This window comes from Marinobacter sp. L-80, from assembly GCF_056859395.1.
On record NZ_JBSXOI010000077.1, the window covers coordinates 414,130 to 436,883 of the forward strand.

Below are 22,754 nucleotides of genomic sequence, written 5' to 3' on the forward strand. Positions count from 1 at the left end.
TTCGCTAACCGACCTGGGCCGATCAGTTGTTGTTCCGGTTGTTTTGAGGCGCAAGCGCAGCGAGCTGCTGGCTTACGTAATCCTGCGTGCTGTTGAGCTGGGAAATCAGGGAGTCTGCCGCTGTGAACTGGCTAACCAGCCGCTCACGATAAGCAGCAATCCGCTCCTCAAGTCGCGCCTGATTCTCCTGAATCTGTTCCAGATCCCGATTGAGACTTTCAGTCCGGGACTCAATGGCGCCATCGGCGCCAACAAAACTGCTGACCAGATCTACGGTTCTTTCGGCAACCCCTTCAACAAAGGTAATGGAGCCGCGACTTCCGGTCTGATCGCCCAGAATACGAACCTGAAGACCAGAAGCACCCCCGTTGCCATTTCCCAAAAAGAGCACCTGGCCGTCACCCTCCGCGGTTCGGCCACCAATCGTGCCAGCCACATCGACACCCGACGTGCCGGTGGCAGCGGACAATCCGTAAGCGGAACCATCTTCTACTGAGGTCAGGCTGACATTCGAATCACTGCCATAATCTGAAGACGTAAATGTGAGCTCGCCGCCACTGCCAACGCCAACCTGAACACCGGAGCCAGACGCATTCAGAGCATTGTTAGCGTTCAACTGTACCTGAATCTCGTCTGCCAGTTCCTGCGCGGTGTTATAGGTTTGCTGAGTGAGCTGAATGCTCACCGAGGTCTCCCCATTAACCTGGAACGTCAGCTCGTCGTTGCCGGCGTCGATGTCAAACGGCACACTCGAAATCGTAGCCCCGGAGAGTGAGCCCTGTGTCGCGGCCTGGGTGATATTGATGTCGTACCTGCCTGGCTCAGTGTTCAAACCACTGCGAACAAACTCAACCTGGCTATCCGTTGTCCGGCCTTGCTCGGCAAACAATGCCGTTACATCGTCCGGATTATTCTTCAGCTGCTCTTCAAACTTGGCTCGATCAAACTCCAGGCCGCCAGTCTCAAAGTTGGTCGTGATGCCCACATCCGCCAGGCTACGAACACTGGAATTTTCCAGGCCCGGCACAACCCGCGTCAGAACCTGACGCAATTGATTCTGAATAGAACGGACGGTACTGTCACCCGTGAGCAGACTGCCAACGCCTGCCTCAGCGTTAAAGCCAGCGAGACTATCAATAGTGGACTGAAGCGAATTAAATTTATCAACGAAGCCTTGTACGCGATCAGCAACCGCACCCAAGTCTTGCTGAACCTTGATAGTAGAGGAACCAGTCTCGGTGATATCGAAGGTCAAGCCATCAATTACATTCTCAAAACTGTTGGTGGACCGAGTAACCTCAACGCCGTTGATTTCCATCACGGCATCTGAAGCGGCAATTGTTTCTTGCAGACCGGAATCCGCATCCATTCCGGTGTTAAACGCAAAACGGGACAGGCCCTGGTTATCAGTATCTGTGCCACCCGTGTCGCCGGAAACTGAGATACTTACAGCGTTGGCAGTTCCGGTCTCATCCGCAGAAAGAACCAACTGGAACCCGTTCCCCGTATCGATAACACCGGCAGAGACGCCCGCATCTGAATCATTGATCGCGTTTGCCAGCCCCTGAAGCGTGTCGTTGCTGTTATCAACAGTGATATTCGTGGTTTTATCGCCTACATTCAGCGTCAGCGTGCCTTGCCCCACACTGGTCGCATCGCGATCCGCGAACACATCCCTGGAAGCCAACGCTTGCGCACCAGCAATACTGGTTACCTCAACGCTGTATGTGCCGCGACTCGCCTTAGTGCTGTCTACGGAAACCCCAATACCTTCGTTAGAAGAACTTGCAGAAAATGCCTTGAGATTATCCGGAGCGCTGAGCTGGCGCATTGGCAAACGCAATTCGGTAACAGCGCTGCGTAGCTTACCGTAGGCGGACAGCAAAGCCTGGGTTTGCTCTGTCTTCTGTGTAAGCCTATTTTCCGTAGGCGCACGCTCTGCCTGTACCAGTTGATCAACCAGATCCGAATTCAGAACGCCTGAACCAAGACCCAACGATGATATGTTTGCCATGCTCATGCCTCCTCAAGGGGGCGAATCTCTTCATTGTTCAGTTTATCGGCAAAAAGCGGCAAAACTTTGCCTTTTTCTTTCGCCGATTTGTAACACCCTGTAACAGTTAACAACACCTCCCCTCTCCCCTCGCGGGAGAGGGGCCGGGGGAGAGGGAGAACCCTCTCACCCCAAAAACGCAGAACACCGCCGGCCCCTCACGGGTGCGGCGGTGCTGAAATACCGTCATTTAACTTGGTGTAAAGGCGAGCGCCTTTACACTTTGATATTAAACAACGTCAGCGGCTCATCCTGAAGCAAGTTTTCTGCCAACCTCAATGCTAGCTCATCCGGAATCTGGCGAATAACCTCTTTGGTAGACTGATCAACGACCTTCACGATTGTCTGACCAAGATCATTATCCACTTCGAACTGCAAATCCCGCTGCACATTCTGAACAAAATCGTTCAGTTGGCTAACCGCATCATCCAGTTGCTCCCGTGTGGCTTCATTGCGAGCCTGGAGCTTTTCAGCCTTGGACACGTCCGAAGTTACCTGGGAATTCTGGGCCTGGCTGACTGCGGCAGACGAACCAGCAAGGTCGGAGGCATTCCTGCCTTCGGCCTGAGATGACGAAATTGCCCGAGCCGGTGTTTGCTCACTGGTGCGAACCAGCTTCAGATCCGGGCTGTTCAGGTTAACGTCATTCATAGCTTTACCTCGCTATCCTAAAACGGCGTTAAGCCGGAACCCGAAGGTTCCGGCTGTTACCGCTAGCCCCTTACTGCAGGAGGGACAGAACCTGCTGCGGACGGGCGTTTGCCTGAGCCAGGACGGAGATACCGGCCTGCTGCAGCACCTGGGACTTGGAGAGCTTCGCGGTTTCGGCGGCGAAGTCTGCGTCCAGGATTCGGCTGTTGGATGCACTCAGGTTTTCTGAAGTAGTCGCAATGTTCGCGATTGTACTTTCGAAACGGTTCTGAATCGCACCGAGCTCTCCGCGGAGACTGTTTACCTTGTCCAAGGCGGCATCAGTTCTGAGAATCGCCTCATTTGCGCCAGCCACTGTACTGATATCAGCGCCACTGACTCCACCGGTAGTTTCCAGAGAAATAGCGCCCGCACTCTCAGACGCGGAAGAAAATCCTAATGTCACGTCAAGCTCATCGTCCGCAGAAATAAAGTTTATTTCTGAATCTGCCGAAAACTTGACCTCTCCGTAAAGATTAGCAACGGAACCATCTCCCACGGTTTGAGAACCTGCAGTTGCAGTAGTATCGATTAAGCCCTCATCGGCGGTAGTAATAGCCGCACCGCCGATTGATTGTTGGAGGTTGATAGTCCTTCCGTCACTCGATGACAAAACGAGACTTCCGGAGTCATTAATTGCGCTGATACCAGTCGCACCGCTTTTGGAGTTGATCGAATCAACAATGTTCTGCAGGTTAAGTGTAGCAGCAGCACCCACTCCATCGGCATCGGCAGTAGTATCATCGGAGTCCAAGTTTACGGTTTGGCTGTAAACGACTTCCCCGTTGATCTCTATGTTGTAGTCGCCCTTTTGACCACCGGAACTTGCGGTCAAACCCGCCAAACCAAACGTTTGCTCATTACTTGCAGAGGCGGTCAGCCCCTCGACGCCGGACGCGTTGACAGCCTCAGCAATGGCAAAAGCACTGTTGGCCTCATAACCACTTGCTCCTACAACAGCCTCAGAAGCCTGAATTTCCGTGAAGGCATTGTCACCGACCGCTATCGAGACTCGAGCGCTAGAGCTGATAGCAGTGCCGCCAACAGTAAAACTACTTGAGGCGATTCGGCCAATTTGGTCAGTCTTCGTACCCTGAGTCAAATCAATCCCAATGGTCTCCCCAGCATTCGCACCTACCTGGAAGTTCTGCTTACCAAAGGAACCGTCCAAAACTTTCAAGCCGTTAAAAGCCGTCTGATTGGAAATTCGGTCAATTTCCTCCAAACGGGCAGTAACCTCATCGTTCAGTGCCTGACGGTCAGAATCACTGTTTGTGGCGTTCGCGGACTGAACCGCCAAATCACGAATACGCTGAAGGTTATTGGTAATTTCTTCCAGAGCACCCTCGGTAGTCTGCGCAAGGGAAATGCCATCATTGGCATTGCGCTGAGCCACATCGAGACCAGAAATCTGAGACTGAAAGCGTGTAGAAATGGCCAAGCCAGCCGCATCGTCCTTGGCAGAGTTGATGCGCAGACCAGAAGAAAGACGCTCAAGCGCCTGATTGCTCAGATCCTGAGACTTTTGAAGCTGATTCTGTGCAGACAGAGACGCAACGTTAGTGTTAATACCGAGAGCCATAATGCTTCTCCTTCGACTGATGTCGTTATTTCATGGAAAAGGTCTGGCGCCCGTTTTCAGTTTGGGAGCGCCGCCCTGTTACACCACTTAACGGCGCCTTCTCAGGTTGCTTTAGAAAAAAAACCACTGTTTTTGTTAACAAATGTAAAACCGGCAATTTAGTTCCCTTCAAAGCGGCAGCGCTTTGGCGTGCCATGTTTCCCTCAAACGGCTACCAGAACTGGAAACCTATTTAAAAACAGAAAGATAAATTTAAATCAAAGAAACTGGCACACCCTTCGCTTGTCACCCTGCAAAACGGCAATTTAACGAATTTCAGCCGGCAAGGGTTCCCATTAAAGATCGGGCACCAGGCTTCCGGCACCTCTGAGCAGGGAGAATTGATATGCCTCAGGTCATTAATACCAACATTGCTTCGCTGAATGCACAACGTAATCTGAACGCCTCTCAGGGGCAGGCCAACGTAGCTCTCGAGCGCTTGTCCTCGGGCTTGCGCATCAACTCTGCCAAAGACGATGCGGCTGGCCTTGCGATCTCTGAGCGCTTTCAGTCGCAAATCGCTGGCCTGAACCAGGCTCAGCGTAATGCCAATGACGGCATCTCCCTCGCCCAGACCGCTGAAGGCGCCATGGACGAGATTACCAATAACCTGCAGCGAATTCGTGAACTGGCCGTTCAGTCTGCTAACGCTACAAACAGTATCTCGGACCGTCAGGCTTTGAACCAGGAAGTGCAGCAACGGATTGAGGAAATCAACCGGATTGCGGCACAAACTTCCTTTAACGGATTAAAGGTACTGGACGGAACCTTTGCTACCCAGACTTTTCAGGTTGGCGCTAACACGGGCGAGACCATTGCTATCAGCGGTTTGGACTCCAGAGGCAGCCAGATAGGCTCGGTTCTAGAGCGTACGAACAATCTTGGGACTACGGTCGTTGGGGAAGACAGAGCGCCTGGCTTGCTCACAACGAACGACCTTACACTCAAATACGGAGACGGGACCGTTTCTGGAACGCTTACGATTGGCGACACACAGATCCCGATCACCAGCACACCAGGCTCAATCAACGACTTGCGGTCAGACATTGAGACAGCGATTAACAACTCCCCAGATATTGATGGGACAGCTATCACTGTCGGTGTCGATGGGGATGCGCTGACCTTCTCTAGCACGCTTCCCGAAGCTCAGGATTTTGAACTTTCGCTTTCCAACCAAGCTGCAAGCGCGACGACCTTCGCAATTGGCAACCTTGGAGGTGCCATTGACTCCGGGACTTCAGACACCGAACTTGAGGCAACCGGCGTTGCCACTCTTGACCTAACATCGGCCTTTGTTGCGTCAAGTTTCGCGGAGGGCGAAATCATCGTTGACTCCAATACCATTGATTTGAGTCCAGCATTGGCTGGCGTCGAATATGGAGATTTAAATAGTGTCGCCGATGCAATCACCACGACGTTGCAAAATGCAGGCATAGATGTAACGGCTAGTATTACAGGAGGGACAGTTCTCAACCTCACCAACAATACCTCAGGGACCAACTACAATATCTCCGGGTTCTCGCTTGACGATAACGCAGATCAATTGAACTTTTCCCAGAGCTCAGAGGTGCCGGCGGAGGCCGGCGTATCGCTCAGAGATTATTTGGAAGAGGGAAATGCTGTCGACTTCTCAGTCACCATCAATGCCACAACTCCAGAAGAGCTACTGATCGACGTGTCTGGCGCGACGTCGCTCAGCGACATTGTGAGCCAAGTCAATGCAAAATCGAACGACACCGGAATTCAGGCAAACCTCGATGCCACGAATAACGATATCTATTTCTCATCACAATTTGGTGAGGCCTTTACAGTCGATATCGATGCCGACATTGATGGCGACGGTCTTTTCACTGGTGATAGGGATATAGACTTTTCAGTCGCTGGCGATCCTGCCACAAACACGGTTAGCATGGTCGACATAGACATTTCTACTCGTGATGGTGCCGACTTAGCCATGATCGCAGTTGATTACGCAATCGACAGCATCAACGGCTTCCGAGCCGAACTCGGTGCCGTCCAGAACCGCTTCGAATCCACCATCGCAAACCTGGCTACCACCTCTGAGAACCTCTCAGCCTCCAACAGCCGCATCCGCGACGCAGACTTTGCGGCAGAATCGGCGGAGCTCGCCCGAACCCAGGTCCTCCAGCAAGCCGGCCTCTCTGTTCTGGCCCAGGCCAACGCAAGGCCGCAGCAGGTGTTGCAGTTGCTACAGGGTTAACGGCGTTTGACCTGAAAAGTGGAACCAGAGCGGCCGGGGTATTAGCTCGGCCGTTTTGGTTTTAGATTGCTGTTTTTTCAAAGTGGCTCGCACAAAAACCGGGTGTTAGGCTAAGTCTTAATAGCTAAGCTTAGGTGCGCAAACCATGGAATCCGTCAACATGCACGAAGCGAAGACTCGCCTGTCACAGCTTGTGGCCCGTGCAGCCAAGGGCGAGGCCTTCATTATTGCGAAAGCCGGCAAACCGGTTGCCCGCGTAACCGCTTACAATTCCCCGGAAGCAGGCCAGCAAAAGAGAATCGGCTTCATGGCTGGTGAGTTCACAGTGCCAGACGATTTCGACAGGATGGGTCAGGATGAAATAGGCGACATGTTCGGAGGCTGACGTGAACCTGCTTCTGGACACTCACGTTTTGCTCTGGGTGGCGGCTGAACCCTCCAAGTTATCCCCTCGGGCTACAGGGCTGATTGGCAATGAAGAGAACCGCCTGTTTTTCAGTGCTGCCAGCCTTTGGGAAATCGTTATTAAAAATGGTCTGGGCCGGCCGAATTTTCGGGTTGATCCTCATTTGCTGAGGCGCGGGTTTGTCGATAACGGCTAATCAGAATTGCCAATCACCTCGTAACACACTCATGCAGTGAGCCACTTTCCCGGCATACACCAGGATCCTTTCGACCGGATTCTGGTTGCCCAGGCAGAGACTGAGGGCTTTTTGCTACTTACCCCTGATGAGCTGGTTGCACGTTATCCGGGGCCTGTGCGGCTGGTCCAGGGTAACTGACGAAGAAAGTTACCCAAGTCTTGGCAGGCAGATCACCCGATGGCATTATATGCCAATGCACATTAGAGGGAGACTTCCTATGGCAACCCGAAATATCGTTTTGACCAACCACCAGGAGCAGTTGGTTGGCGCCCTTGTAAAAACCGGGCGCTACCAGAATGTAAGCGAGATTCTGCGTGAAGGATTGCGTCTGGTAGAAGAGCAAGAACTGCAATACCAGAACAAACTCCTGAAACTGCGCGAGGCATTGGCCGAAGGTCTGGATGACATCGAGAATGGGCGCACTGTAAGCCTTGGGGTTGGCGAAGAAATTACAGACTACCTTATAAGCCGCGCCGCTGACCTTACTCGCAAGGATTGAAGCAGATGGCTCAACTATGGACGGTAGAGCTTGCACAAAAGGCAAGTGAGGATCTCGATCAAGTAATCCTCCACACAGAGGAAAACTTCGGGCGTGACCAGGCGGTTCGTTACAGCGCCTTAATAGGTAACGCGCTCCAGGAGCTATCCCGGTCAGGCCCTGCACATCCATTAGCCAAAGAGCGATCGGAAGTGCTTCCCGGTATCCTAAGTATGCAGGTGCAGAGGGCCGGGAAGAAGGCCAGGCACATTCTCTTTTTCAAGGAGCATGAGCAGAAAATCGTTATCGTACGCATCTTGCATGAATCCATGGATTTCAGGGAACACCTCTAATCTGGGAAATTCGCACTTAAGCGGCAGGTCGCCCAGGCAGAGGGTTTCTTGCTACTTACCTCCGATGAGCTGGTTGCAGGCTACCCGGGGCCTGTTCGGTTGATTTAGAGAACTGGCATACCTTTCGCAACACCTCTCTCAAAGCACGGCAAACCGTCAAAAAAACTGCAGACCTTTGCCGCTTCCAATTGCGGCTGTATTCATGAGGTGTCCCATGCAAGCCAAGCATCAAGTCCAGGTATCCCAATCCCAACAGGCCCAGGTTGCCCGCCTGCTTTTGCAGGCCAATCTTGCCTATGGGGAGTCCAACAGCAACGGCCTGAGCCATATTCAGCGGCTGAAGGCCCGGCAGGAATGCCGGCGCTACCTGAACGAGGCGCTGGTTCTGGAGCCGGAGAATGCCGGTGGGCTGGGGCTGCTTGGCCGCGTGGAGATGGACGACGGGCAGCTTGAGAAAGCCCACACTCTGTTCAATGCCAGTCTGAACCATCAGCCGGTCCAGGCGCAGCAGTACTGCAACCTGGGTTACTGGGCTCTGAAAACCGAGCGGCCGGCGCTTGCAGAGCAGTATTTCCTGCAGGCCCTGGACTGCGACCGGCAATCTGCCGCCGCTTTCTGCGGTGTTGCCCACTCCAAGCGTTTGCAGGGACAGTTCGATGTGGCCTATCTGCATTACCGCAAGTTGCTGGAAACCGGCGCCGAATGGGATTCCATATACAGCGGCATGCTCACCTGCGCCCAGCACCTGGAAGTGAACAAGGCGGATTCCGCCCTGGCCCAGGATGCTATCGCTCTGCTTCAGCGGGATGGTCTGCCGCATCAGGAATTGGGCCGGTTTGTCAGCGCCATTATTCATCAACAATACGATCTGGATAACCCGGATGCTCAGATTTTCCTGGATGCCGCCAGCGAAGATGAACTGCTGATCCTTGCCCTCCAGAAAACTCTGATGCCCAATCCTGCGGTGGAAGAGCTGGTTACCCTGCTGCGTCGGGCGATCATTGCCGAAGTCGCACAAACCGTTGAACTTCGGGACGAACTGCAGCGCCTTACGCTGGCCATCGCTCAATACGCCGACAAAACCGGCTATGCCCTGGCAGCTGAAGACGATGAAGAACGACTGGTGTCTGCCATCAACGACAGCATCCAGGCCCAGTTTGCCCTTTGCGAGGAGCAGGATGGCCTAATCGGCTCACTGATGATCAGCGCAATGTATGGCGCCCTCTTCCACCAGCCCTTCGCCGTGCAACTTGGCCAATGGAACCTGGTGGACTGGCCCCTGGCATTACAGCCAGTTCTGGCCGCCAGCTATTACGATCGCGCCGAGGAAGAGGCGATCAAACAGAATTTCGATGAGAAGGCCGAGGAACTCTGTCTGGATAAGACCGATGTTCCCCAGGCATGGCCGTCCTGGTCTCGGTTGGCCTACCGCACCGAAAGCAGCCTTAAAACACTGATGGCCACCGAACTGGGGCTGGACACCGACAATCTCCCGGCCACTCTTCGCATATTAGTGTGCGGTGCGCAGTCCGGCCAGCGCGCCATGGAACTGGCCAGCTACCTGGACGATGTGGAAGTGATCGCGGTGGATGAATCCCTGGCCAACATCGCCAAAGCCACGCGCATGGCGAATGAGATGGGCATGGACAACATCGTGTTCTGGCCCTGGTCCATCGCCCAGCGTTTCGTGGCCGATGGCCACCAGGTGCACTGGATTGAAGTTGGTCGCCTGCCCTCACTGGCCATGACCACACTGTCTCTGGCGGCTCTGGTTAACCAGGCCACCGGCTCCGGCGCTGTGGTGCACATGCACACCGCCATTGCCGAACAAACCTCCGGCGACAAACAGATTCGCAAGCTGGTTGCCGAGCATAAGCTTCAACCCACCCGCCAGACGCTACGCCAGCTCCGCCGGATGGTCCTTGCCAATCGACACGACTCAACCTGGCAGGAATTGACCTCCGACGCCGATTTCTACAGCCTCGGCGGCTGCAGGGACAGATGGTTCAGGCCGCAGGACACAGCCCAGCTGAAAGAGCTGATGGCTATGGCGAGTAATGAGGTGGAATGGAAGCTCGTGAAAGCGCGGGATGTGGATGGCCACAGCCTGGCAACCGGGCCGGTTCAGAAGCAGATTCAGGCGGAGGCGCTGGGCAGTGAGGTGCAGAGTCTGATGGGGCAGAATTTGAGTGTTTATTTTGTGAAGCGGCGGTGAGATTGAACTTGGGGTCAGATGAAGTTCTCATCTGACCCCGTTTTTAACGCATTCCTGCAATATCAACTTTCGATGATTAATCAGCGCTCAGAGCTTCCCGCGCCTGATTCAAAACGTCATTTAGATTGCTTTCCAGCACACCCCAAACAATCACCGGATCGATAGTCGCATAGCCGTGAATAAGCACGTTCCGAAATGCGATCATCTTTTTATAATCGACAAACCGCTCAGCCTCGTCCGGAGCAATCTTGTGTAACTTACCCATTGCCTCTCCGATGATTTCGAACTGGCGCTCAACAGCAGACTGCAACAACTCATCACTCAGATAATCGTCTTCACTGCTACCAGCAACAAAACGCTGAACCTTCTCAGCAGCTGCAAGAATATCGTAAAGGTACTTGAGAGCCTCACGCTGCATACAAGGAATGCCGCTCTTCAAGAACCGAGGCTCTGAAATAAGGGTTGGTCAAGGAGGACACAGTGACCAGATCCACGGAGCGAGAAAACATCACTTCAAGATCTTCTTTTAGTCCGAAAAACGCCGCGGCTTTTTGTGAGGCCGTTAGCGCCGGATCAAAATCCACAAGAAAATCCAGATCACTGCTCTCATTGAAATGCCCCGTAGCAGCAGAACCAAAAACATCGAAAGACATTACACGGTGCTTTTCACAAAGCCGCCGAATCTCGTCCTGTTTTTCTTTCAGCATCTCCAGTGCATTAAATGCGGCCATACTTTACTCAGTCGCTTACGGTATATGTCTGGAGTTTAAACCTTGCCCCCCAAACAATAAAGAAAGCGGCGGCCGGAACGGCCAACATCGGGGCGCTTGGCAATGAACCAGGATACATTTTGGCGATCTTTATGCTTATCCCGCCTTTGAATGCCAAGATAACCGGCATCACCGAACACGCGCTGCTCGTCACCGTGAAGAAGGTTGCCGGCGGACACGATGTCGTGGACATTGGCAGCGGTGGTATCGATGCTGTGGATCAAGCCGAGCGTATCGTCCACGCCGATATGCATCTTCATGCCAAAGTACCACTGGTTGCCTTTTCTGGTTTGTCGCATCTCAGGGTCGCGCTGGCCGCTTTCATTCTTCGTGGAGCTTGGTGCAGAAATGATGGAAGCATCCACAATGCTGCCTTCACGCAGCATGGTCGGCAGCGGATACGGTGGCCGGCCAGTCTGGCCCCTTGGGGTAATATCGAGCTACCTTCTTCTCCAACTGCTTCCACGGAATCAGCTTGTCCATCCGTTCCAGAAAAATCTCGCGGCGGGTTTTACGCTTCTTGTTCTGGTACTCGGCTTCGGAGACGGTAATCTGATCCATGGTGGTGATGAATCCTGTGCGGTTGACAATGGCCGTATTATCGCTGATTTTGAGACTTATTCAGAGTCTCCCTAAGTTCTTTTGAACAAGTTTAGATGGCCGGTCAGGTCAATCATGAAATCTGTCAATTTGCAGGAAGCGAAAACCCGCTTGCAGCAACTGGTTGCCCGTGCAGCCAAAGGTGAGCCCTCCAAGTTATCCCCTCGGGCGACAGAGCTGATCGGCAATGAAGATAACCGCCTGTTTTTCAGTGCTGCCAGCCTCTGGAGACTGAGGGCTTCTTGCTACTTACCTCGAATGAGCTGGTGGCGCGCACCCGGGGCCTGTGCGGCTGGTCCAGGTAGACTGAGGACAAAACTTACCGCAGCCTTGGCAGGCCGATCACCCGATGGCTCGACTATGGACGGTGGAGTTTGCAGACCAATCTTGCCTATGGGGAGGCCAACAGCAATGGCCTCAGCCATATCCAGCGGCTGAGGGCCCGGCAGGAATGCCGGGGCTATCTGAAGCCGCCAGTGAAAACGATTTGCTGATCCTTGCCCTCCAGAAAACCCTGATGCCCAATCCTGCGATGTTTGCCCTTGGTGAGGAAAAGGACGGGCTCATCGGCTCACTGATGACCAGCGCGATGTATGGCGCCCTTTTCCACCAGCCATTCGCGGTACAACTTGGCCAGTGGAACCTGGTGGACTGGCCTCTGGCATTGCAGCCAGTTCTGGCCGCCAGCTATTACGATCGGGCAGAAGAAGAGGCGATCAAACAGAATTTCGATGAGAAGGCCGCGGTGGTCACCGAACTGGGGCTGGACACCGACAATCTCCCGGCCACTCTGCGCATCATGGTCTGCGGCGCCCAGTCCGGCCAGCGGGCCATGGAACTGGCCAGCTATCTGGACGATGTGGAAGTGATCGCGGTGGATGAATCCCTGGCTGGTTTCTTTGCAGAAACTCTCAGTTCATCCATTGAACAAGTCCCTTTGCCACTGGCAATTCCCGCTGTAACGAGACTTTGTAACTGGTCGATTTTGTGTCGCCGGTCCTGATCTTTACGAATAAGATCACGAACATAATCGCTGGTATTGGAATACCTACCAGATTCGGCCTGTTGCTCTGCCCAGGTTTTCATCGCATCGGGCAGGGATATATTCATCGTTGCCATAATTAAGCCCTCTAATGGTCAGATAATGGCAAAAGTTGCCAAAGAATGCACCGCCACTACTTTGGAGCCAGCCCCGAAACTTATACTCTGGTAAATAGCCCCTCAAACAACGCCGTCCGCCGCATCATCTGCTCACCCTCACTCCGCAACCGTGCATGCTCAGGATCCAGCTCGATCAGGCCAAGTAGCTGGTACAGCGTCAACATTCTTGAGCGCATCGCAGATCGTGCCTGCTCCTCATCGCTCATGTAGACCACCGGGTAGGCGGCAAGCGGCAGCCGGGGAAAGGCCTTGAGCATGTCCTCCAGGTAGTCGTCCACCGGGCGCCACTGCTCGCCTTTCTCTGACAGCAGCCAGAAGCAGAATGGTGCGGTGTACTGTATTTCATCCAGGCCATCGTAGTGGTCCATGGAAGCCCAGCTGAGCCGCGAGAACGCGGTGGAGAGCAGATCCCTGTAAACCATTAACCAGCCTTTTTTCTCAAGCCTGGTTTCGGCGGTTTTTTTGAGTGAAAGTACACCTTTCTGCTTTTTGGTATAGCCGGCAATTTCCAGCAACACGCGGGTGAGAATCACGGCCAGAATGTGCTCCTCGGAGCGAATCGGAGAATATCTCGCCATCGGTGCCACAATCTCTTCTCCACCGGCTTCAATCATGGCCTTGACCTGTTTGAGAGGCAGGTTGCCCTTGCCGGTGAGGCGGATGCCCTTGCCTTTCATGGCCTCAACCAGAACTTTCGCCATCCGGATGACCGGCGCGGTGTCGAGTTCGCGGTTTACGGCTTCGGCATCGATCAGCGGCTTGAACACAGAGGGGCAATTCAGTGGGTTCTGCAGCAGCTCATAAACCTGGCTGGGGCTAAGGCCGAAGAAGTCTCTGGCCGGCGGGATATCGGGTTCGGATTCGGTTTCGGAAAACAGGGCATCCCGCTCGGCGAGCGCCTGGTTGATGTCATCAAGATCCACAAACTCCGGCTCGAACCATTCGCCACCCATCCACTCGCGCACTGCCACATGCTCCGGATGAGCGGCATCTTCCATGGCTTCCAGAAAATCGTAGAATCCGGGCAAGCCACCGACATCCTCTGGCGGGCACTGGCGCACGGCTTTTATGCAGCGGGGCAACGGCTCGCCCTGATCGCCCGGCAGGACCTTTTCAAGCCGTACCTCATGCTCCCAGCTGTCGCCGAAATCATAGTCATACGTCAGAGCCTGCCCTTCCTTGTTGAGCACAGCAGACACCGCCACCATGGTTTCATCCTGAAAATTCAGCATGCCATCGAAATCCTCCGCCGGATCACCAATCAACCGGTCATCACCCGCCTGAAACATATGCAGATGACAGGCCTGCCAGCCCATCGCCAACTGGATAATCCGGTGAAGATCCTGAAACGTGGTATCCGGCGCAATCAGCAACCGGCGCCAGATCGGCGGCCGGGCGCCGAGAAGTGATACTTTGAGTTGGTAGGCTTTGTTGGCTGGCGGGGGCATAAGGGCTCCGGTAGTTTGGGGTCCACTTCATGAGCACATTTCTAAACGCAATCATTGTACTTACGGCAAAGCTGGTTCAGTTCTCCGTGTCGATCCCTCAGGACACCTGGCAATCCGGATTTAGCCATTCCCGCTCCCTTATAAATAAGTCGCTTTCCCAAAAGTCTAACCCACACCTTCCCGGCACTCTACCTTGTTGCGGCATTGCCTAATCAGAAATGCGCCGGAAGGTAGCCCAACTACCTCGCCAGTGATAGACTAAGTTCAAAGAACTAAGTCTATGGAGGAAAAATGGAATCCGTCAACATGCACGAAGCAAAAACCCGCCTGTCACAACTGGTGGCCCGTGCCGCCAAGGGCGAGGCATTCATCATCGCCAAAGCGGGAAAGCCGGTTGCCCGGGTAATGGCTTACGATTCCCCCGAACAAAGCCAGCAAAAACGGATTGGCTTCATGGCAGGTGAATTCACGGTGCCGGAAGATTTTGACCGGATGGGCCAGGACGAAATAGTTGAAATGTTCGGAGGCTGAGGTGAACCTGCTTCTGGATACCCACATTCTGCTATGGGCAGCGGCCGAGCCGGATAAGCTGTCACCCGAGGCGGCAACCCTGATCAGCAACGAAAGTAACCGCCTGTATTTCAGCGCCGCAAGTCTTTGGGAAGTGGTTATCAAGAATGGGCTGGGCCGACCGGATTTTCACGTTGATCCGCATCTACTGAGGCGTGGCCTTATGGATAACGGCTACCTGGAATTGCCGATATCGTCGCAGCACGCACTTGCCGTAAGCCACCTTCCGGACATACACAAGGATCCTTTCGACCGGATTCTGGTCGCCCAGGCAGAGACAGAAGGTTTCTTGCTACTTACCTCCGATGAGCTGGTTGCACGCTATCCGGGGCCTGTTCGGTTGATTTAGAGAACTGGCACACCTTTCGCAACACCTCCCTCAAAGCACGGCAAACCGTCAAAAACTGCAGACCTTTGCCGCTCCGGATTGCGGCTGTTATCACGAGGTGTCCCATGCAAGCCAAGCATCAAGTCCAGGTTTCCCAATCCCAGCAGGCCCAGGTTGCGCGCCTGCTCCTGCAGGCCAACCTTGCCTATGGGGAGTCCAACAGCAACGGTCTCAGCCATATCCAGCGGCTGAAGGCCCGGCAGGAATGTCGGGGCTATCTGAAGCCGCCAGCGAAGACGAACTGCTGATCCTTGCCCCCCAGAAAACCCTGATGCCCAATCCTGCGATGGAAGAGCTGGTTACCCTGCTGCGTCGGGCGATCATCGCCGAAGTCGCACAAACCGTTGAACTTCGGGACGAACTCCAGCGCCTGACGCTGGCCATTGCCCAGTATGCGGACAGAACCGGCTATGCCCTGGCAGTTGAAGACGATGAAGAACGGCTGGTCTCTGCCATCAACGACAGCATCCAGGCCCAGTTTGTCCTTGGCGAGGAACAGGACGGACTCATCGGCTCACTGATGACCAGCGCCATGTACGGCGCTCTCTTCCACCAGCCCTTCGCAGTGCAACTTGGCCAATGGAACCTCGTGGACTGGCCCCTGGAATTGCAGCCCGTTCTGGCCGCCAGCTATTACGATCGGGCCGAAGAAGAGGCCATCAAACAGAATTTCGATGAGAAGGCCGAGGAACTCTGTCTGGATAAGACCGATGCTCCCCAGGCATGGCCGTCCTGGTCTCGGTTGGCCTACCGCACCGAAAGCAGCCTTAAAACATTGATGGCCAACAGGTGCACTGGATCGAAGTCGGTCGACTGCCCTCCCCGGCCATGACCACCCTGTCTCTGGCGGCCCTGGTTAATCAAGCCACCGGCTCCGGCGCTGTAGTGCACATGCACACCGCCATTGCCGAGCAAACGTCCGGCGACAAACAGATTCGTAAACTGGTCAGCGAGCATAAGCTCCAACCCACCCGTCAGACGCTGCGCCAGCTCCGCCGGATGGTTCTCGCCAACCGAAACGATACTGCCTGGCAGGACCTGACCGCCGACGCCGATTTCTACAGCCTCGGCGGCTGCCGCGACAGATGGTTCCGGCCGCAGGATACCGCCCAGCTGAAAGAGTTGATGGCTATGGCGAGTAATGAGGTGGAATGGAAGCTCGTGAAAGCACGGGATGTGGATGGCCATAGCCTGGCAACCGGACCGGTGCAGAAGCAAATTCAGGCGGAGGCACTGGGCAGTGAGGTGCAGAGTTTGATGGGGCAGAATTTGAGTGTTTATTTTTTGAAGCGGCGGTGATTTGGATTGTGGAGGCCAGGACGCTTCCGCCTCTCCGCCTCTCCCCCTCTCCCCCGACCCATCTCCCGCCAGGGGAGAGGGGAGATTAGGGGTACAGAAATGAGGACAACACCATCAAAGCCCCCTCCCCTGGCGGGAGAGGGGCTTTACTAACAGAAGTCCTGCACCCCCAGTCCCTCGCGGAGAAGGCTTTGCCCAGCAAAAGTACTGCAGCCCGAGCCCTTGCGGTAGAGGGGGTGGTTAAATTGTTACTCCTTCATTCCCCTCGGCCTTCAACTGCTTTGTAAATAACCGAGAGCACCACATCGGTCTGTCGTAGAATCTCGTGGTTCCAGAACCGAAGCACCCTGTAACCCTGCGCTTTCAACCAAGCGTCTCTTCGTTCGTCAGTTGCTGACTCACTGTGCTGCCCACCATCAGCCTCAACGATGACTTTTGAACCGAAATGCACGAAATCCACAATAAAGGGTCCCAACGGTTGCTGTCGGCGGAAGCGTTTTCCATTGAGTCGGTAGGCACGGAGGTGGAACCAGAGGCGCCTTTCGGCGTCGGTCATATTTTTGCGGAGGTGTTTGGCGAAGGTTGTTTGGTTCATGGTTCGTCCCTGGGTTTGTGGTGGGCTTCCTGCCCGTTTTGCGGAGACACAATAGCCCCTCTTCGGTAGCCCCCCCCTCTCCCCCGGCCCCTCTCCCACAAAGGGGAGAGGGGGGCTTTTGGATCAAATTCTCCGGATGACTCTGCCTTGCCCAACTCGCAGGCCAGCACAGAGGCGAGATTCTTAATCAAATCTCCGAGCAACTCCATTTAGCCCCTCTCCCCTCGCGGGAGAGGGGGCTTTTGGATCAAATTCTCCGGATGACTCTGCCTTGCCCAACTCGCAGGCCAGCACAGAGGCGAGATTCTTAATCAAATCTCCAGGCAACTCCATTTAGCCCCTCTCCCCTCGCGGGAGAGGGGTTGGGGAGAGGGGGGGGCAAGCCCTTACGGCGGCTCCAACGGAGCCAACATCTTTATCCTCAGATATAAGGAATCAAAGATTCCCCATACAAATGCAAATCCTCCAGGATATGCCGCCGCTCCGGCGTCAGTTCCGGGTCCGCCGCCAGACGCTGTAACTCCTGGGCATAAGCCTCCAAAGACCGCCAGCCCTTCTTCGGGTGCATTAGCCTCTGGCTGCGAAACTCCTCCCATCGCTCCAGCTCCTCACCCATCAGGCTGCCCGGATAATTCCTGGCCCGATAGCGAAACAGCAGCTCCTGCAGGCGATCATCTTCAAAGGTCACATCCAGCTCGCCGAGTGTTTCCACCGGCTGCTCCAGCACCCAGTTCAGCTTCTCGCGGTCGGTTTTGCTGATAAAACCGCCAGCATAGAGCTGTTCGTCCGGGTCTGTGAGGTCGCTTTCGTGGGGCTGGTCGAAGGCCTCGGCAATCCTGGCTGGTAGATCCGGAGCCTTGCGCAGCATGGCCAGGTTGGCCCGCAAAGTATCACCATCCAAGGCCAGTTCTTCCAGGCGTTCCTGTGAAAGGGTGGAAAGCATGTTCGCTGGCGCCAGCACCGGGCATTTGTTCAGCTGCACCCCTTTCAGCGGAAAGCGGCTCACCCCCTCCCCCAATTCCGCCTGGGAAGTAAATACCCGCTCACGAATCTGTTCAGCACTGGCGTTGATCAGCTCGCCGGGGTCTTCACGCAGGTCGTAGACAATCACCTGGTTCTTATTTGTGGAATGCTCGGCTACGGGTGCGACCAGGGCACAGCAACCCCGGCTCGCTGGGTACTTGGCGGACACGTGGAACACCGGCTTCATAGTGGCCGTATCCAGCATGGCCCGTGCCGAGTGTTTGTCCTTGTTCTGCAGCACAAAATCAAAGAGCTTTGGCTGTTTCTCCTTGATCAGTCTGGCTACCGCAATGGTTGCCTCAACATCCGACACGGCGTCGTGGGCCGCTTCGTGGGCGATGCCGTTGGCAACGGTCAGCTCCTCCAGCTTGAAACTGGGGCTGCCATCTTCCTTCCGGGGCCAGTTGATACCCTCCGGGCGCAGGGCGTAGGTCAGGCGCACCATATCAATGATGTCCCAGCGGGAATTGCCGTTCTGCCATTCGCGGGCGTAGGGATCACGCAGGTTGCGGTACAGGGTATGGCGGGTCACTTCGTCGTCGAAACGCAGGCTGTTGTAGCCCACCACACAGGTGCCCGGCTGGCTGAAGGCTTCATTAATCTGGGCGATAAACTCCGCCTCGGGAAAACCGTCTTGCAGGGCTTTCTGGGGCGTAATGCCGGTAATCAGGCAGGCCTCCGGCGATGGCAGGTAATCATCCGCCGGCTTGCAGTAAATCACCAGCGGGTCTTCGATGATGTTGAGATCCGCATCCGTTCGCACACCGGCAAACTGGGAAGGCCTGTCGTGAACCGGGTCTACCCCGAAGGTTTCGTAATCGTGCCAGTAAAACGAGCGAATCAAAACAGAAGCTCCTGCGTTCGCGAAATCGGGGTCAGATGAAATTGGGGTCAGATGAACTTTTCATCTGACCCCAATTTCAGAGGGCGGGAGAATCAGGCAGCAGTTTGCCGGGCGTCGACCGACAACATCGCCTCAATGCTCAGGTGATAGTCGATATCTTCCCACTCGATGCCTGTTGCATCGCAAATGAAACGATACTTGCGAAATTCCTCAATCGAAGCGCGCTCCAGCTCTGGATACCAATGGATAGGTGTCGATATCACGCGGCCGTCCTCCAGTTCTACATGGAGATGGCGATCGTCTATATGAACGGATTTACCTTTCAAACCAGGCATTCCAACGCTCCAGAAACTCCGACCGATGGCTTTCAACAATTCCAAGGCAGGCTCGCAGCTACTGCTGTTTCAGTGAGCTGTGCACCACCTTTAAATCACTTAACTGGATTTTAGCCCATCGCTCGCCTTTAAGTACATGGACGTGCGCAGGCCAGTGATCGTTGGCGTAAAAGAAGAGCTTGAAGCCAGTCAGGTAAAGAAGGGTTGGCACCGATCACTCCCTGATCCCATGAGCCAAAAAGTTTTATTCGGGAGCAAAAATGAGGACCACCTTAAAAGAGCTGCTTACCCATGTCATTGCGGTGGGTTTGCAACCGCTCCACGCCCTGGTTGATCAATTTACTCATCTCAACAGTCATGCTGGTGGGCAGGTTGATGAACACACCCTGGCCAGCGTTGATCACGGTGGCGCCGTCCGGGCTTTGCCAATCAACACCCTCGCGCTGGAAACCAACAAAGAAATCGTTGGTGAACCCCGTGGTGCCCTCAGCGTTCTCGTCACCCACAACTAGGGACTGGAGGTGAGTCAGCGGAGCACAGTTTGTGGCGGGAGCTCCGGTGCAATCGGCGGGAGCTGCTGCGGGGTCGACAATACCAATATGAGTGGCTCTTCGTGGAGTTGCCTGGCCGTTTTGATCCATCAACGTGGCGTCGTATATCGTGCCGGACCCATCATCGAGTTTCAGGCCGATGTTGCCACTGAAACTGCTAGTCAGCGAAGAAACCGAACCTCTCGCCTGCCCGAAGCCCATCCTGAAACCGGCCAGCTCATCGTTAGCGTCATTTGCCAGTTCGATATAAGGCTTAAACGCCTCAAAATGAACCGTATCGCCTTTGTTGTAAGTGCGGCCGTTATATTGAACCCCATCATTGCGGGCAATATGTCCCAGCGCCAAGTGCTGGGCGGCAAAGTCTACGCCACCGTCAATTTCACCGGCCTTCACATCATCAATGTTGACCCGGGTCTCGACGTCCATGCCCAAAGTCATTCGGGTGAACTGATGACCGTCAACACCGCCGTCAATGTTCTCAATCTGCATAAAAGCCTGCCCGGTCACCTCACCCATTGTTTCCTCAGAAATGGGCTTCAGCTCGGCCTGGGCAACGGGCGCAATACCCAGGCAGAACAGGGTGACGGCAGCGTATCCATACGCTCGCTGTCTCATAGTTTTGTGTCTCTGAAGAACCATTATTATTTTATTTGCCGCAGGCACACTATAACCAAGGCAGATCGGCCAATAGAGTGAGCAGAGTCACAATCACCGTTTACAATTCAGTAATACTCAGCCAACTTTGAATACAGTCACAAAACCTTTGGCCTATTATACTTACAGCCTCTTACCGAATGTTACGAATGCTGTAGCAAACGTGTACACAAAGAAGACTGCTGGTATACTTTCGCACCCTATGACGAACCCTCTACGGCCCCATCAATGACCACCCGCATACTCATCTGCGACGACTCTGCCCTTGCCAGAAAGCAAATGGCCCGAGCCCTGCCAGAAGGATTGCGTGGCGATGTCAGCTTCGCAAAAGACGGCGTGGAAGCACTGGAGAAATTGCGCCGGCACGAGGCCGAGCTGATGTTCCTCGACCTGAACATGCCTGAGATGGACGGCTATCAGGTGCTGGAACAGGTTCGCAAGGAAGACCTTCCGGTGATGACCATCGTGGTTTCCGGCGATATCCAGCCGGAAGCACGGGAACGGGTAAAAAAACTCGGCGCCCTCGACTTCATCAAGAAACCGACAGAAACGTGCATCGTCCTTGATCTGCTGGTGGAATACGGCCTGTACCGGCCTTGCGAACTCGAAGACTCCGCGCTCAATGACAGCAGCCTGAAAAGCACAGGCAGTACCGCCCCGGAAATCTCCGTTTCCCTGAACGACTATCTGCAGGAAATCTCCAACGTCGCCATGGGCCGGTCCTCGGATCTGCTGGCCCGCCTGTTGCGCGTGTTCGTCAAACAGCCGATTCCCAAGGTAGCCTTCCTGGCCAACTCCGAACTGCACATGGCCATTTCCTCGGTCAGCGACAGCAACACCTATTCCGCCGTGTGCCAGGGGTTCACAGGAGCCGGTATTGCCGGGGAGGCACTGCTGCTGTTCGCCGACGCCAGCTTCCGGGACATGGCAGAGATGCTTCACTACGACACCCTTGAGGGCGAAGCGGTGAATGTGGAGGTGCTGATGGACATGTCCAGCATACTATTCGGCGCTTTTCTCAAGGGCATCGGCGACCAGTTGGACCTGAAACTCGGCCTGGGCCACCCCACCGTGCTCGGCCAGCACCGGCAAATCTACGAACTGCTGGAACACCACAGCGCCCGTGAAGAGCAGCTGTTGTGCATCGAAATCTGCTACACCCTGGAAGACCGCGACATCGAATGCGACATGCTGATCCTTCTAACCGAGGATTCAGTGCCTTTTCTCGAAGATCGCCTGCAATATCTGGTGGACTGACTCATGGCCATAGAAGAATCCGAAGCCAACTCCTTTCACTGGCTGATGGACATGCTGGAATCCGTGGAAGTGGGCCTGGTGGTCCTGGATCTGGATTTCAGAGTCGAAGTCTGGAACGGATTCATGGAAAACCACAGCGGCATCACGGCAAGCAAGATCCAGGGCCAGGTATTGTTCGATGTATTCCCTGATATCCCCCAGGCCTGGCTGACTCGCAAAGTCGATGCTGTGGCCTTGCTCAACACCAAGGCGTTTACTTCGTGGGAGCAGCGCCCTTACCTGTTCCAGTTCCGCAATACCCGGCCTATTACTGGCACCGAACAATACATGTTCCAGAACCTGACCATCAGCCCGCTCTCCGGCACAACAGGCGAGGTCGAGAAAGTGTGCCTGATGGTGTACGACGTAACCGACATCGCCAGCAGCAAAATGGCGCTGGAACGGGCCAACGAGCAGCTGGCCAAGCTGAGCATGACAGACCGCCTCACCGGCCTGCTCAACCGTGGCACCTGGGAAAACCTGGTCGACGCCGAGTTCGAACGTTTCCGCCGCTACGGGCACACCACCAGCCTGGTGATGTTCGATATCGACCACTTCAAGCCGGTGAACGACACCCATGGCCACCTGGCCGGGGACGAAGTGATCAAACACACCGCCAGCGTCACCCGTGCCGCCATCCGCCAATCCGACAGCGCCGGCCGCTACGGTGGTGAGGAATTCGGCATCATACTGCCGGAAACCGACGCCGAGGGCGCACGCATTATCTGCGAGCGGATACGGGAAAGCATTGAACAGAGTGAGGTGGAAACCAGCGTAGCGCCGATCCGTTATACCATCAGCATTGGCATAGCCCAGCTAACCGAAGAGCCTGAGAACTATATGCAGTGGATGCAGAAGGCGGATGAGGCGTTGTATGCAGCAAAAAAAGGCGGGCGAAACCAGGTTGTAGTGGCTTAAGTTGGGGTCAGATGAAATTGGGGTCAG

Annotated in this window: 26 protein-coding genes and 2 pseudogenes; 14 read left to right on the forward strand and 14 right to left on the reverse strand. The window is 54.8% G+C overall.

Annotated features, from left to right (window positions below; genetic code table 11):
• Positions 1-22 precede the first annotated feature (22 nt).
• The 3 genes from fliD to AC13E3_RS21510 form a co-directional block, all read right to left on the reverse strand.
• Positions 23-2,014 carry a flagellar filament capping protein FliD gene (fliD, locus tag AC13E3_RS21500; protein ID WP_482902496.1) on the reverse strand — a complete coding sequence of 664 codons (1,992 nt, stop codon included), beginning with the start codon at positions 2,012-2,014 and terminating at the stop codon, positions 23-25.
• A gap of 255 nt (positions 2,015-2,269) precedes the next feature.
• Positions 2,270-2,704 carry a flagellar protein FlaG gene (locus AC13E3_RS21505; protein ID WP_482902497.1) on the reverse strand — a complete coding sequence of 145 codons (435 nt, stop codon included), beginning with the start codon at positions 2,702-2,704 and terminating at the stop codon, positions 2,270-2,272.
• Between the two features lie 70 nt (positions 2,705-2,774).
• The gene (locus AC13E3_RS21510; RefSeq protein ID WP_482902498.1) at positions 2,775-4,325 is read right to left on the reverse strand and encodes a flagellin N-terminal helical domain-containing protein; all 1,551 of its coding nucleotides are present in this window, start codon (positions 4,323-4,325) and stop codon (positions 2,775-2,777) included.
• Between the two features lie 385 nt (positions 4,326-4,710).
• Here AC13E3_RS21510 and AC13E3_RS21515 point away from each other — a divergent pair, with 385 nt between their 5' ends.
• The 6 genes from AC13E3_RS21515 to AC13E3_RS21540 all read left to right on the forward strand — a co-directional run bounded on the left by AC13E3_RS21515 (position 4,711) and on the right by AC13E3_RS21540 (position 10,275).
• On the forward strand, positions 4,711-6,585 hold the full coding sequence (locus AC13E3_RS21515; RefSeq protein ID WP_482902499.1) for a flagellin N-terminal helical domain-containing protein: 1,875 nt from the start codon (positions 4,711-4,713) through the stop codon (positions 6,583-6,585).
• Between the two features lie 145 nt (positions 6,586-6,730).
• A complete protein-coding gene (locus AC13E3_RS21520) occupies positions 6,731-6,970 on the forward strand; it encodes a type II toxin-antitoxin system Phd/YefM family antitoxin (RefSeq protein ID WP_482902500.1) in 240 nt (79 codons plus the stop codon).
• Position 6,971: 1 nt separating this feature from the next.
• Positions 6,972-7,187: a type II toxin-antitoxin system VapC family toxin gene (locus AC13E3_RS21525; RefSeq protein WP_482902501.1), complete on the forward strand. Its 216-nt coding sequence runs from the start codon at positions 6,972-6,974 to the stop codon at positions 7,185-7,187.
• 259 nt (positions 7,188-7,446) lie between these two features.
• On the forward strand, positions 7,447-7,728 hold the full coding sequence (locus AC13E3_RS21530; RefSeq protein ID WP_482902502.1) for a type II toxin-antitoxin system ParD family antitoxin: 282 nt from the start codon (positions 7,447-7,449) through the stop codon (positions 7,726-7,728).
• 5 nt (positions 7,729-7,733) lie between these two features.
• Positions 7,734-8,060, forward strand: coding sequence for a type II toxin-antitoxin system RelE/ParE family toxin (locus AC13E3_RS21535; protein ID WP_008171327.1), 327 nt, complete (start codon positions 7,734-7,736; stop codon positions 8,058-8,060).
• A gap of 214 nt (positions 8,061-8,274) precedes the next feature.
• Entirely contained in the window at positions 8,275-10,275 is a 2,001-nt protein-coding gene (locus AC13E3_RS21540; protein ID WP_482902503.1) for a tetratricopeptide repeat protein, read from the forward strand.
• Positions 10,276-10,351: 76 nt separating this feature from the next.
• On the opposite strand, the gene AC13E3_RS21545 is transcribed toward AC13E3_RS21540, so the two are convergent.
• The 4 genes and pseudogenes from AC13E3_RS21545 to AC13E3_RS21560 form a co-directional block, all read right to left on the reverse strand.
• Positions 10,352-10,693, reverse strand: coding sequence for a HepT-like ribonuclease domain-containing protein (locus tag AC13E3_RS21545; RefSeq protein ID WP_482902504.1), 342 nt, complete (start codon positions 10,691-10,693; stop codon positions 10,352-10,354).
• Positions 10,683-11,006 carry a nucleotidyltransferase family protein gene (locus AC13E3_RS21550; protein ID WP_482902505.1) on the reverse strand — a complete coding sequence of 108 codons (324 nt, stop codon included), beginning with the start codon at positions 11,004-11,006 and terminating at the stop codon, positions 10,683-10,685. The genes AC13E3_RS21545 and AC13E3_RS21550 overlap by 11 nt, the downstream gene beginning before the upstream one ends.
• A gap of 89 nt (positions 11,007-11,095) precedes the next feature.
• A pseudogene (locus tag AC13E3_RS21555) lies at positions 11,096-11,428 on the reverse strand (transposase); the annotation flags it as partial.
• Entirely contained in the window at positions 11,421-11,606 is a 186-nt protein-coding gene (locus tag AC13E3_RS21560; protein ID WP_050898262.1) for a hypothetical protein, read from the reverse strand. The gene AC13E3_RS21560 and the pseudogene AC13E3_RS21555, both read right to left, overlap by 8 nt.
• Before the next feature lie 505 nt (positions 11,607-12,111).
• Here AC13E3_RS21560 and AC13E3_RS21565 point away from each other — a divergent pair.
• Positions 12,112-12,537 (forward strand): annotated as a pseudogene (locus tag AC13E3_RS21565) (tetratricopeptide repeat protein); the annotation flags it as partial.
• Here the strand turns inward: AC13E3_RS21565 and AC13E3_RS21570 are convergent.
• The gene (locus AC13E3_RS21570) at positions 12,492-12,764 is read right to left on the reverse strand and encodes a type II toxin-antitoxin system ParD family antitoxin (protein ID WP_075267572.1); all 273 of its coding nucleotides are present in this window, start codon (positions 12,762-12,764) and stop codon (positions 12,492-12,494) included. The pseudogene AC13E3_RS21565 and the gene AC13E3_RS21570 overlap by 46 nt on opposite strands.
• Positions 12,765-12,844: 80 nt before the next feature.
• Positions 12,845-14,254 carry a plasmid pRiA4b ORF-3 family protein gene (locus AC13E3_RS21575; RefSeq protein ID WP_288367928.1) on the reverse strand — a complete coding sequence of 470 codons (1,410 nt, stop codon included), beginning with the start codon at positions 14,252-14,254 and terminating at the stop codon, positions 12,845-12,847.
• 291 nt (positions 14,255-14,545) lie between these two features.
• Between AC13E3_RS21575 and AC13E3_RS21580 the strand changes: the two genes are divergently transcribed.
• The 5 genes from AC13E3_RS21580 (at position 14,546) to AC13E3_RS21600 (ending at position 16,511) form a co-directional block, all read left to right on the forward strand.
• Positions 14,546-14,785: a type II toxin-antitoxin system Phd/YefM family antitoxin gene (locus AC13E3_RS21580; RefSeq protein ID WP_008171314.1), complete on the forward strand. Its 240-nt coding sequence runs from the start codon at positions 14,546-14,548 to the stop codon at positions 14,783-14,785.
• 1 nt (position 14,786) lies between these two features.
• Complete coding sequence (locus AC13E3_RS21585; RefSeq protein ID WP_273082713.1) at positions 14,787-15,173, forward strand: type II toxin-antitoxin system VapC family toxin; 387 nt, start codon at positions 14,787-14,789, stop codon at positions 15,171-15,173.
• 104 nt (positions 15,174-15,277) lie between these two features.
• A complete protein-coding gene (locus AC13E3_RS21590) occupies positions 15,278-15,460 on the forward strand; it encodes a hypothetical protein (protein ID WP_273073132.1) in 183 nt (60 codons plus the stop codon).
• Positions 15,418-16,044 (forward strand): hypothetical protein, encoded by a 627-nt coding sequence (locus AC13E3_RS21595; protein ID WP_482902506.1) that lies wholly within the window; start codon positions 15,418-15,420, stop codon positions 16,042-16,044. Before AC13E3_RS21590 ends, AC13E3_RS21595 begins: the two co-directional genes overlap by 43 nt.
• Entirely contained in the window at positions 16,002-16,511 is a 510-nt protein-coding gene (locus AC13E3_RS21600; protein ID WP_482902507.1) for a hypothetical protein, read from the forward strand. The genes AC13E3_RS21595 and AC13E3_RS21600 overlap by 43 nt, the downstream gene beginning before the upstream one ends.
• A 256-nt stretch (positions 16,512-16,767) precedes the next feature.
• Here AC13E3_RS21600 and AC13E3_RS21605 read toward each other — a convergent pair whose 3' ends face one another.
• The 5 genes from AC13E3_RS21605 to AC13E3_RS21625 form a co-directional block, all read right to left on the reverse strand.
• Complete coding sequence (locus AC13E3_RS21605; RefSeq protein WP_008171308.1) at positions 16,768-17,106, reverse strand: endonuclease domain-containing protein; 339 nt, start codon at positions 17,104-17,106, stop codon at positions 16,768-16,770.
• A gap of 421 nt (positions 17,107-17,527) precedes the next feature.
• Positions 17,528-18,973: an exodeoxyribonuclease I gene (gene sbcB, locus AC13E3_RS21610; protein WP_405420616.1), complete on the reverse strand. Its 1,446-nt coding sequence runs from the start codon at positions 18,971-18,973 to the stop codon at positions 17,528-17,530.
• A gap of 92 nt (positions 18,974-19,065) precedes the next feature.
• The gene (locus AC13E3_RS21615) at positions 19,066-19,308 is read right to left on the reverse strand and encodes a DUF2442 domain-containing protein (RefSeq protein ID WP_405420619.1); all 243 of its coding nucleotides are present in this window, start codon (positions 19,306-19,308) and stop codon (positions 19,066-19,068) included.
• 58 nt (positions 19,309-19,366) lie between these two features.
• Positions 19,367-19,519, reverse strand: coding sequence for a DUF4160 domain-containing protein (locus AC13E3_RS21620; RefSeq protein WP_405420622.1), 153 nt, complete (start codon positions 19,517-19,519; stop codon positions 19,367-19,369).
• 61 nt (positions 19,520-19,580) lie between these two features.
• Complete coding sequence (locus AC13E3_RS21625) at positions 19,581-20,474, reverse strand: hypothetical protein (protein ID WP_482902508.1); 894 nt, start codon at positions 20,472-20,474, stop codon at positions 19,581-19,583.
• 267 nt (positions 20,475-20,741) lie between these two features.
• Here AC13E3_RS21625 and AC13E3_RS21630 point away from each other — a divergent pair, with 267 nt between their 5' ends.
• The gene (locus AC13E3_RS21630; protein ID WP_405420626.1) at positions 20,742-21,770 is read left to right on the forward strand and encodes a response regulator; all 1,029 of its coding nucleotides are present in this window, start codon (positions 20,742-20,744) and stop codon (positions 21,768-21,770) included.
• A 3-nt stretch (positions 21,771-21,773) separates the two neighbouring features.
• Complete coding sequence (locus AC13E3_RS21635) at positions 21,774-22,727, forward strand: GGDEF domain-containing protein (protein ID WP_405420629.1); 954 nt, start codon at positions 21,774-21,776, stop codon at positions 22,725-22,727.
• Positions 22,728-22,754: the final 27 nt, after the last annotated feature.

What these genes read in the sequence shown, in the direction of transcription:
- AC13E3_RS21540 (WP_482902503.1), top strand. Translation starts at nt 8,275, where the DNA reads ATGCAAGCCAAGCATCAAGTCCAGGTATCCCAATCCCAACAGGCCCAG.
- AC13E3_RS21635 (WP_405420629.1), top strand. Translation starts at nt 21,774, where the DNA reads ATGGCCATAGAAGAATCCGAAGCCAACTCCTTTCACTGGCTGATGGAC.
- AC13E3_RS21570 (WP_075267572.1), bottom strand. Translation starts at nt 12,764, where the DNA reads ATGGCAACGATGAATATATCCCTGCCCGATGCGATGAAAACCTGGGCA.
- AC13E3_RS21545 (WP_482902504.1), bottom strand. Translation starts at nt 10,693, where the DNA reads ATGCAGCGTGAGGCTCTCAAGTACCTTTACGATATTCTTGCAGCTGCT.
- AC13E3_RS21560 (WP_050898262.1), bottom strand. Translation starts at nt 11,606, where the DNA reads ATGGATCAGATTACCGTCTCCGAAGCCGAGTACCAGAACAAGAAGCGT.
- AC13E3_RS21550 (WP_482902505.1), bottom strand. Translation starts at nt 11,006, where the DNA reads ATGGCCGCATTTAATGCACTGGAGATGCTGAAAGAAAAACAGGACGAG.
- AC13E3_RS21505 (WP_482902497.1), bottom strand. Translation starts at nt 2,704, where the DNA reads ATGAATGACGTTAACCTGAACAGCCCGGATCTGAAGCTGGTTCGCACC.
- AC13E3_RS21615 (WP_405420619.1), bottom strand. Translation starts at nt 19,308, where the DNA reads ATGCCTGGTTTGAAAGGTAAATCCGTTCATATAGACGATCGCCATCTC.
- AC13E3_RS21510 (WP_482902498.1), bottom strand. Translation starts at nt 4,325, where the DNA reads ATGGCTCTCGGTATTAACACTAACGTTGCGTCTCTGTCTGCACAGAAT.
- AC13E3_RS21580 (WP_008171314.1), top strand. Translation starts at nt 14,546, where the DNA reads ATGGAATCCGTCAACATGCACGAAGCAAAAACCCGCCTGTCACAACTG.
- AC13E3_RS21605 (WP_008171308.1), bottom strand. Translation starts at nt 17,106, where the DNA reads ATGAACCAAACAACCTTCGCCAAACACCTCCGCAAAAATATGACCGAC.
- AC13E3_RS21625 (WP_482902508.1), bottom strand. Translation starts at nt 20,474, where the DNA reads ATGAGACAGCGAGCGTATGGATACGCTGCCGTCACCCTGTTCTGCCTG.
- fliD (WP_482902496.1), bottom strand. Translation starts at nt 2,014, where the DNA reads ATGGCAAACATATCATCGTTGGGTCTTGGTTCAGGCGTTCTGAATTCG.
- AC13E3_RS21530 (WP_482902502.1), top strand. Translation starts at nt 7,447, where the DNA reads ATGGCAACCCGAAATATCGTTTTGACCAACCACCAGGAGCAGTTGGTT.
- AC13E3_RS21520 (WP_482902500.1), top strand. Translation starts at nt 6,731, where the DNA reads ATGGAATCCGTCAACATGCACGAAGCGAAGACTCGCCTGTCACAGCTT.
- AC13E3_RS21575 (WP_288367928.1), bottom strand. Translation starts at nt 14,254, where the DNA reads ATGCCCCCGCCAGCCAACAAAGCCTACCAACTCAAAGTATCACTTCTC.
- AC13E3_RS21590 (WP_273073132.1), top strand. Translation starts at nt 15,278, where the DNA reads ATGCAAGCCAAGCATCAAGTCCAGGTTTCCCAATCCCAGCAGGCCCAG.
- AC13E3_RS21595 (WP_482902506.1), top strand. Translation starts at nt 15,418, where the DNA reads ATGTCGGGGCTATCTGAAGCCGCCAGCGAAGACGAACTGCTGATCCTT.
- AC13E3_RS21630 (WP_405420626.1), top strand. Translation starts at nt 20,742, where the DNA reads ATGACCACCCGCATACTCATCTGCGACGACTCTGCCCTTGCCAGAAAG.
- AC13E3_RS21535 (WP_008171327.1), top strand. Translation starts at nt 7,734, where the DNA reads ATGGCTCAACTATGGACGGTAGAGCTTGCACAAAAGGCAAGTGAGGAT.
- AC13E3_RS21515 (WP_482902499.1), top strand. Translation starts at nt 4,711, where the DNA reads ATGCCTCAGGTCATTAATACCAACATTGCTTCGCTGAATGCACAACGT.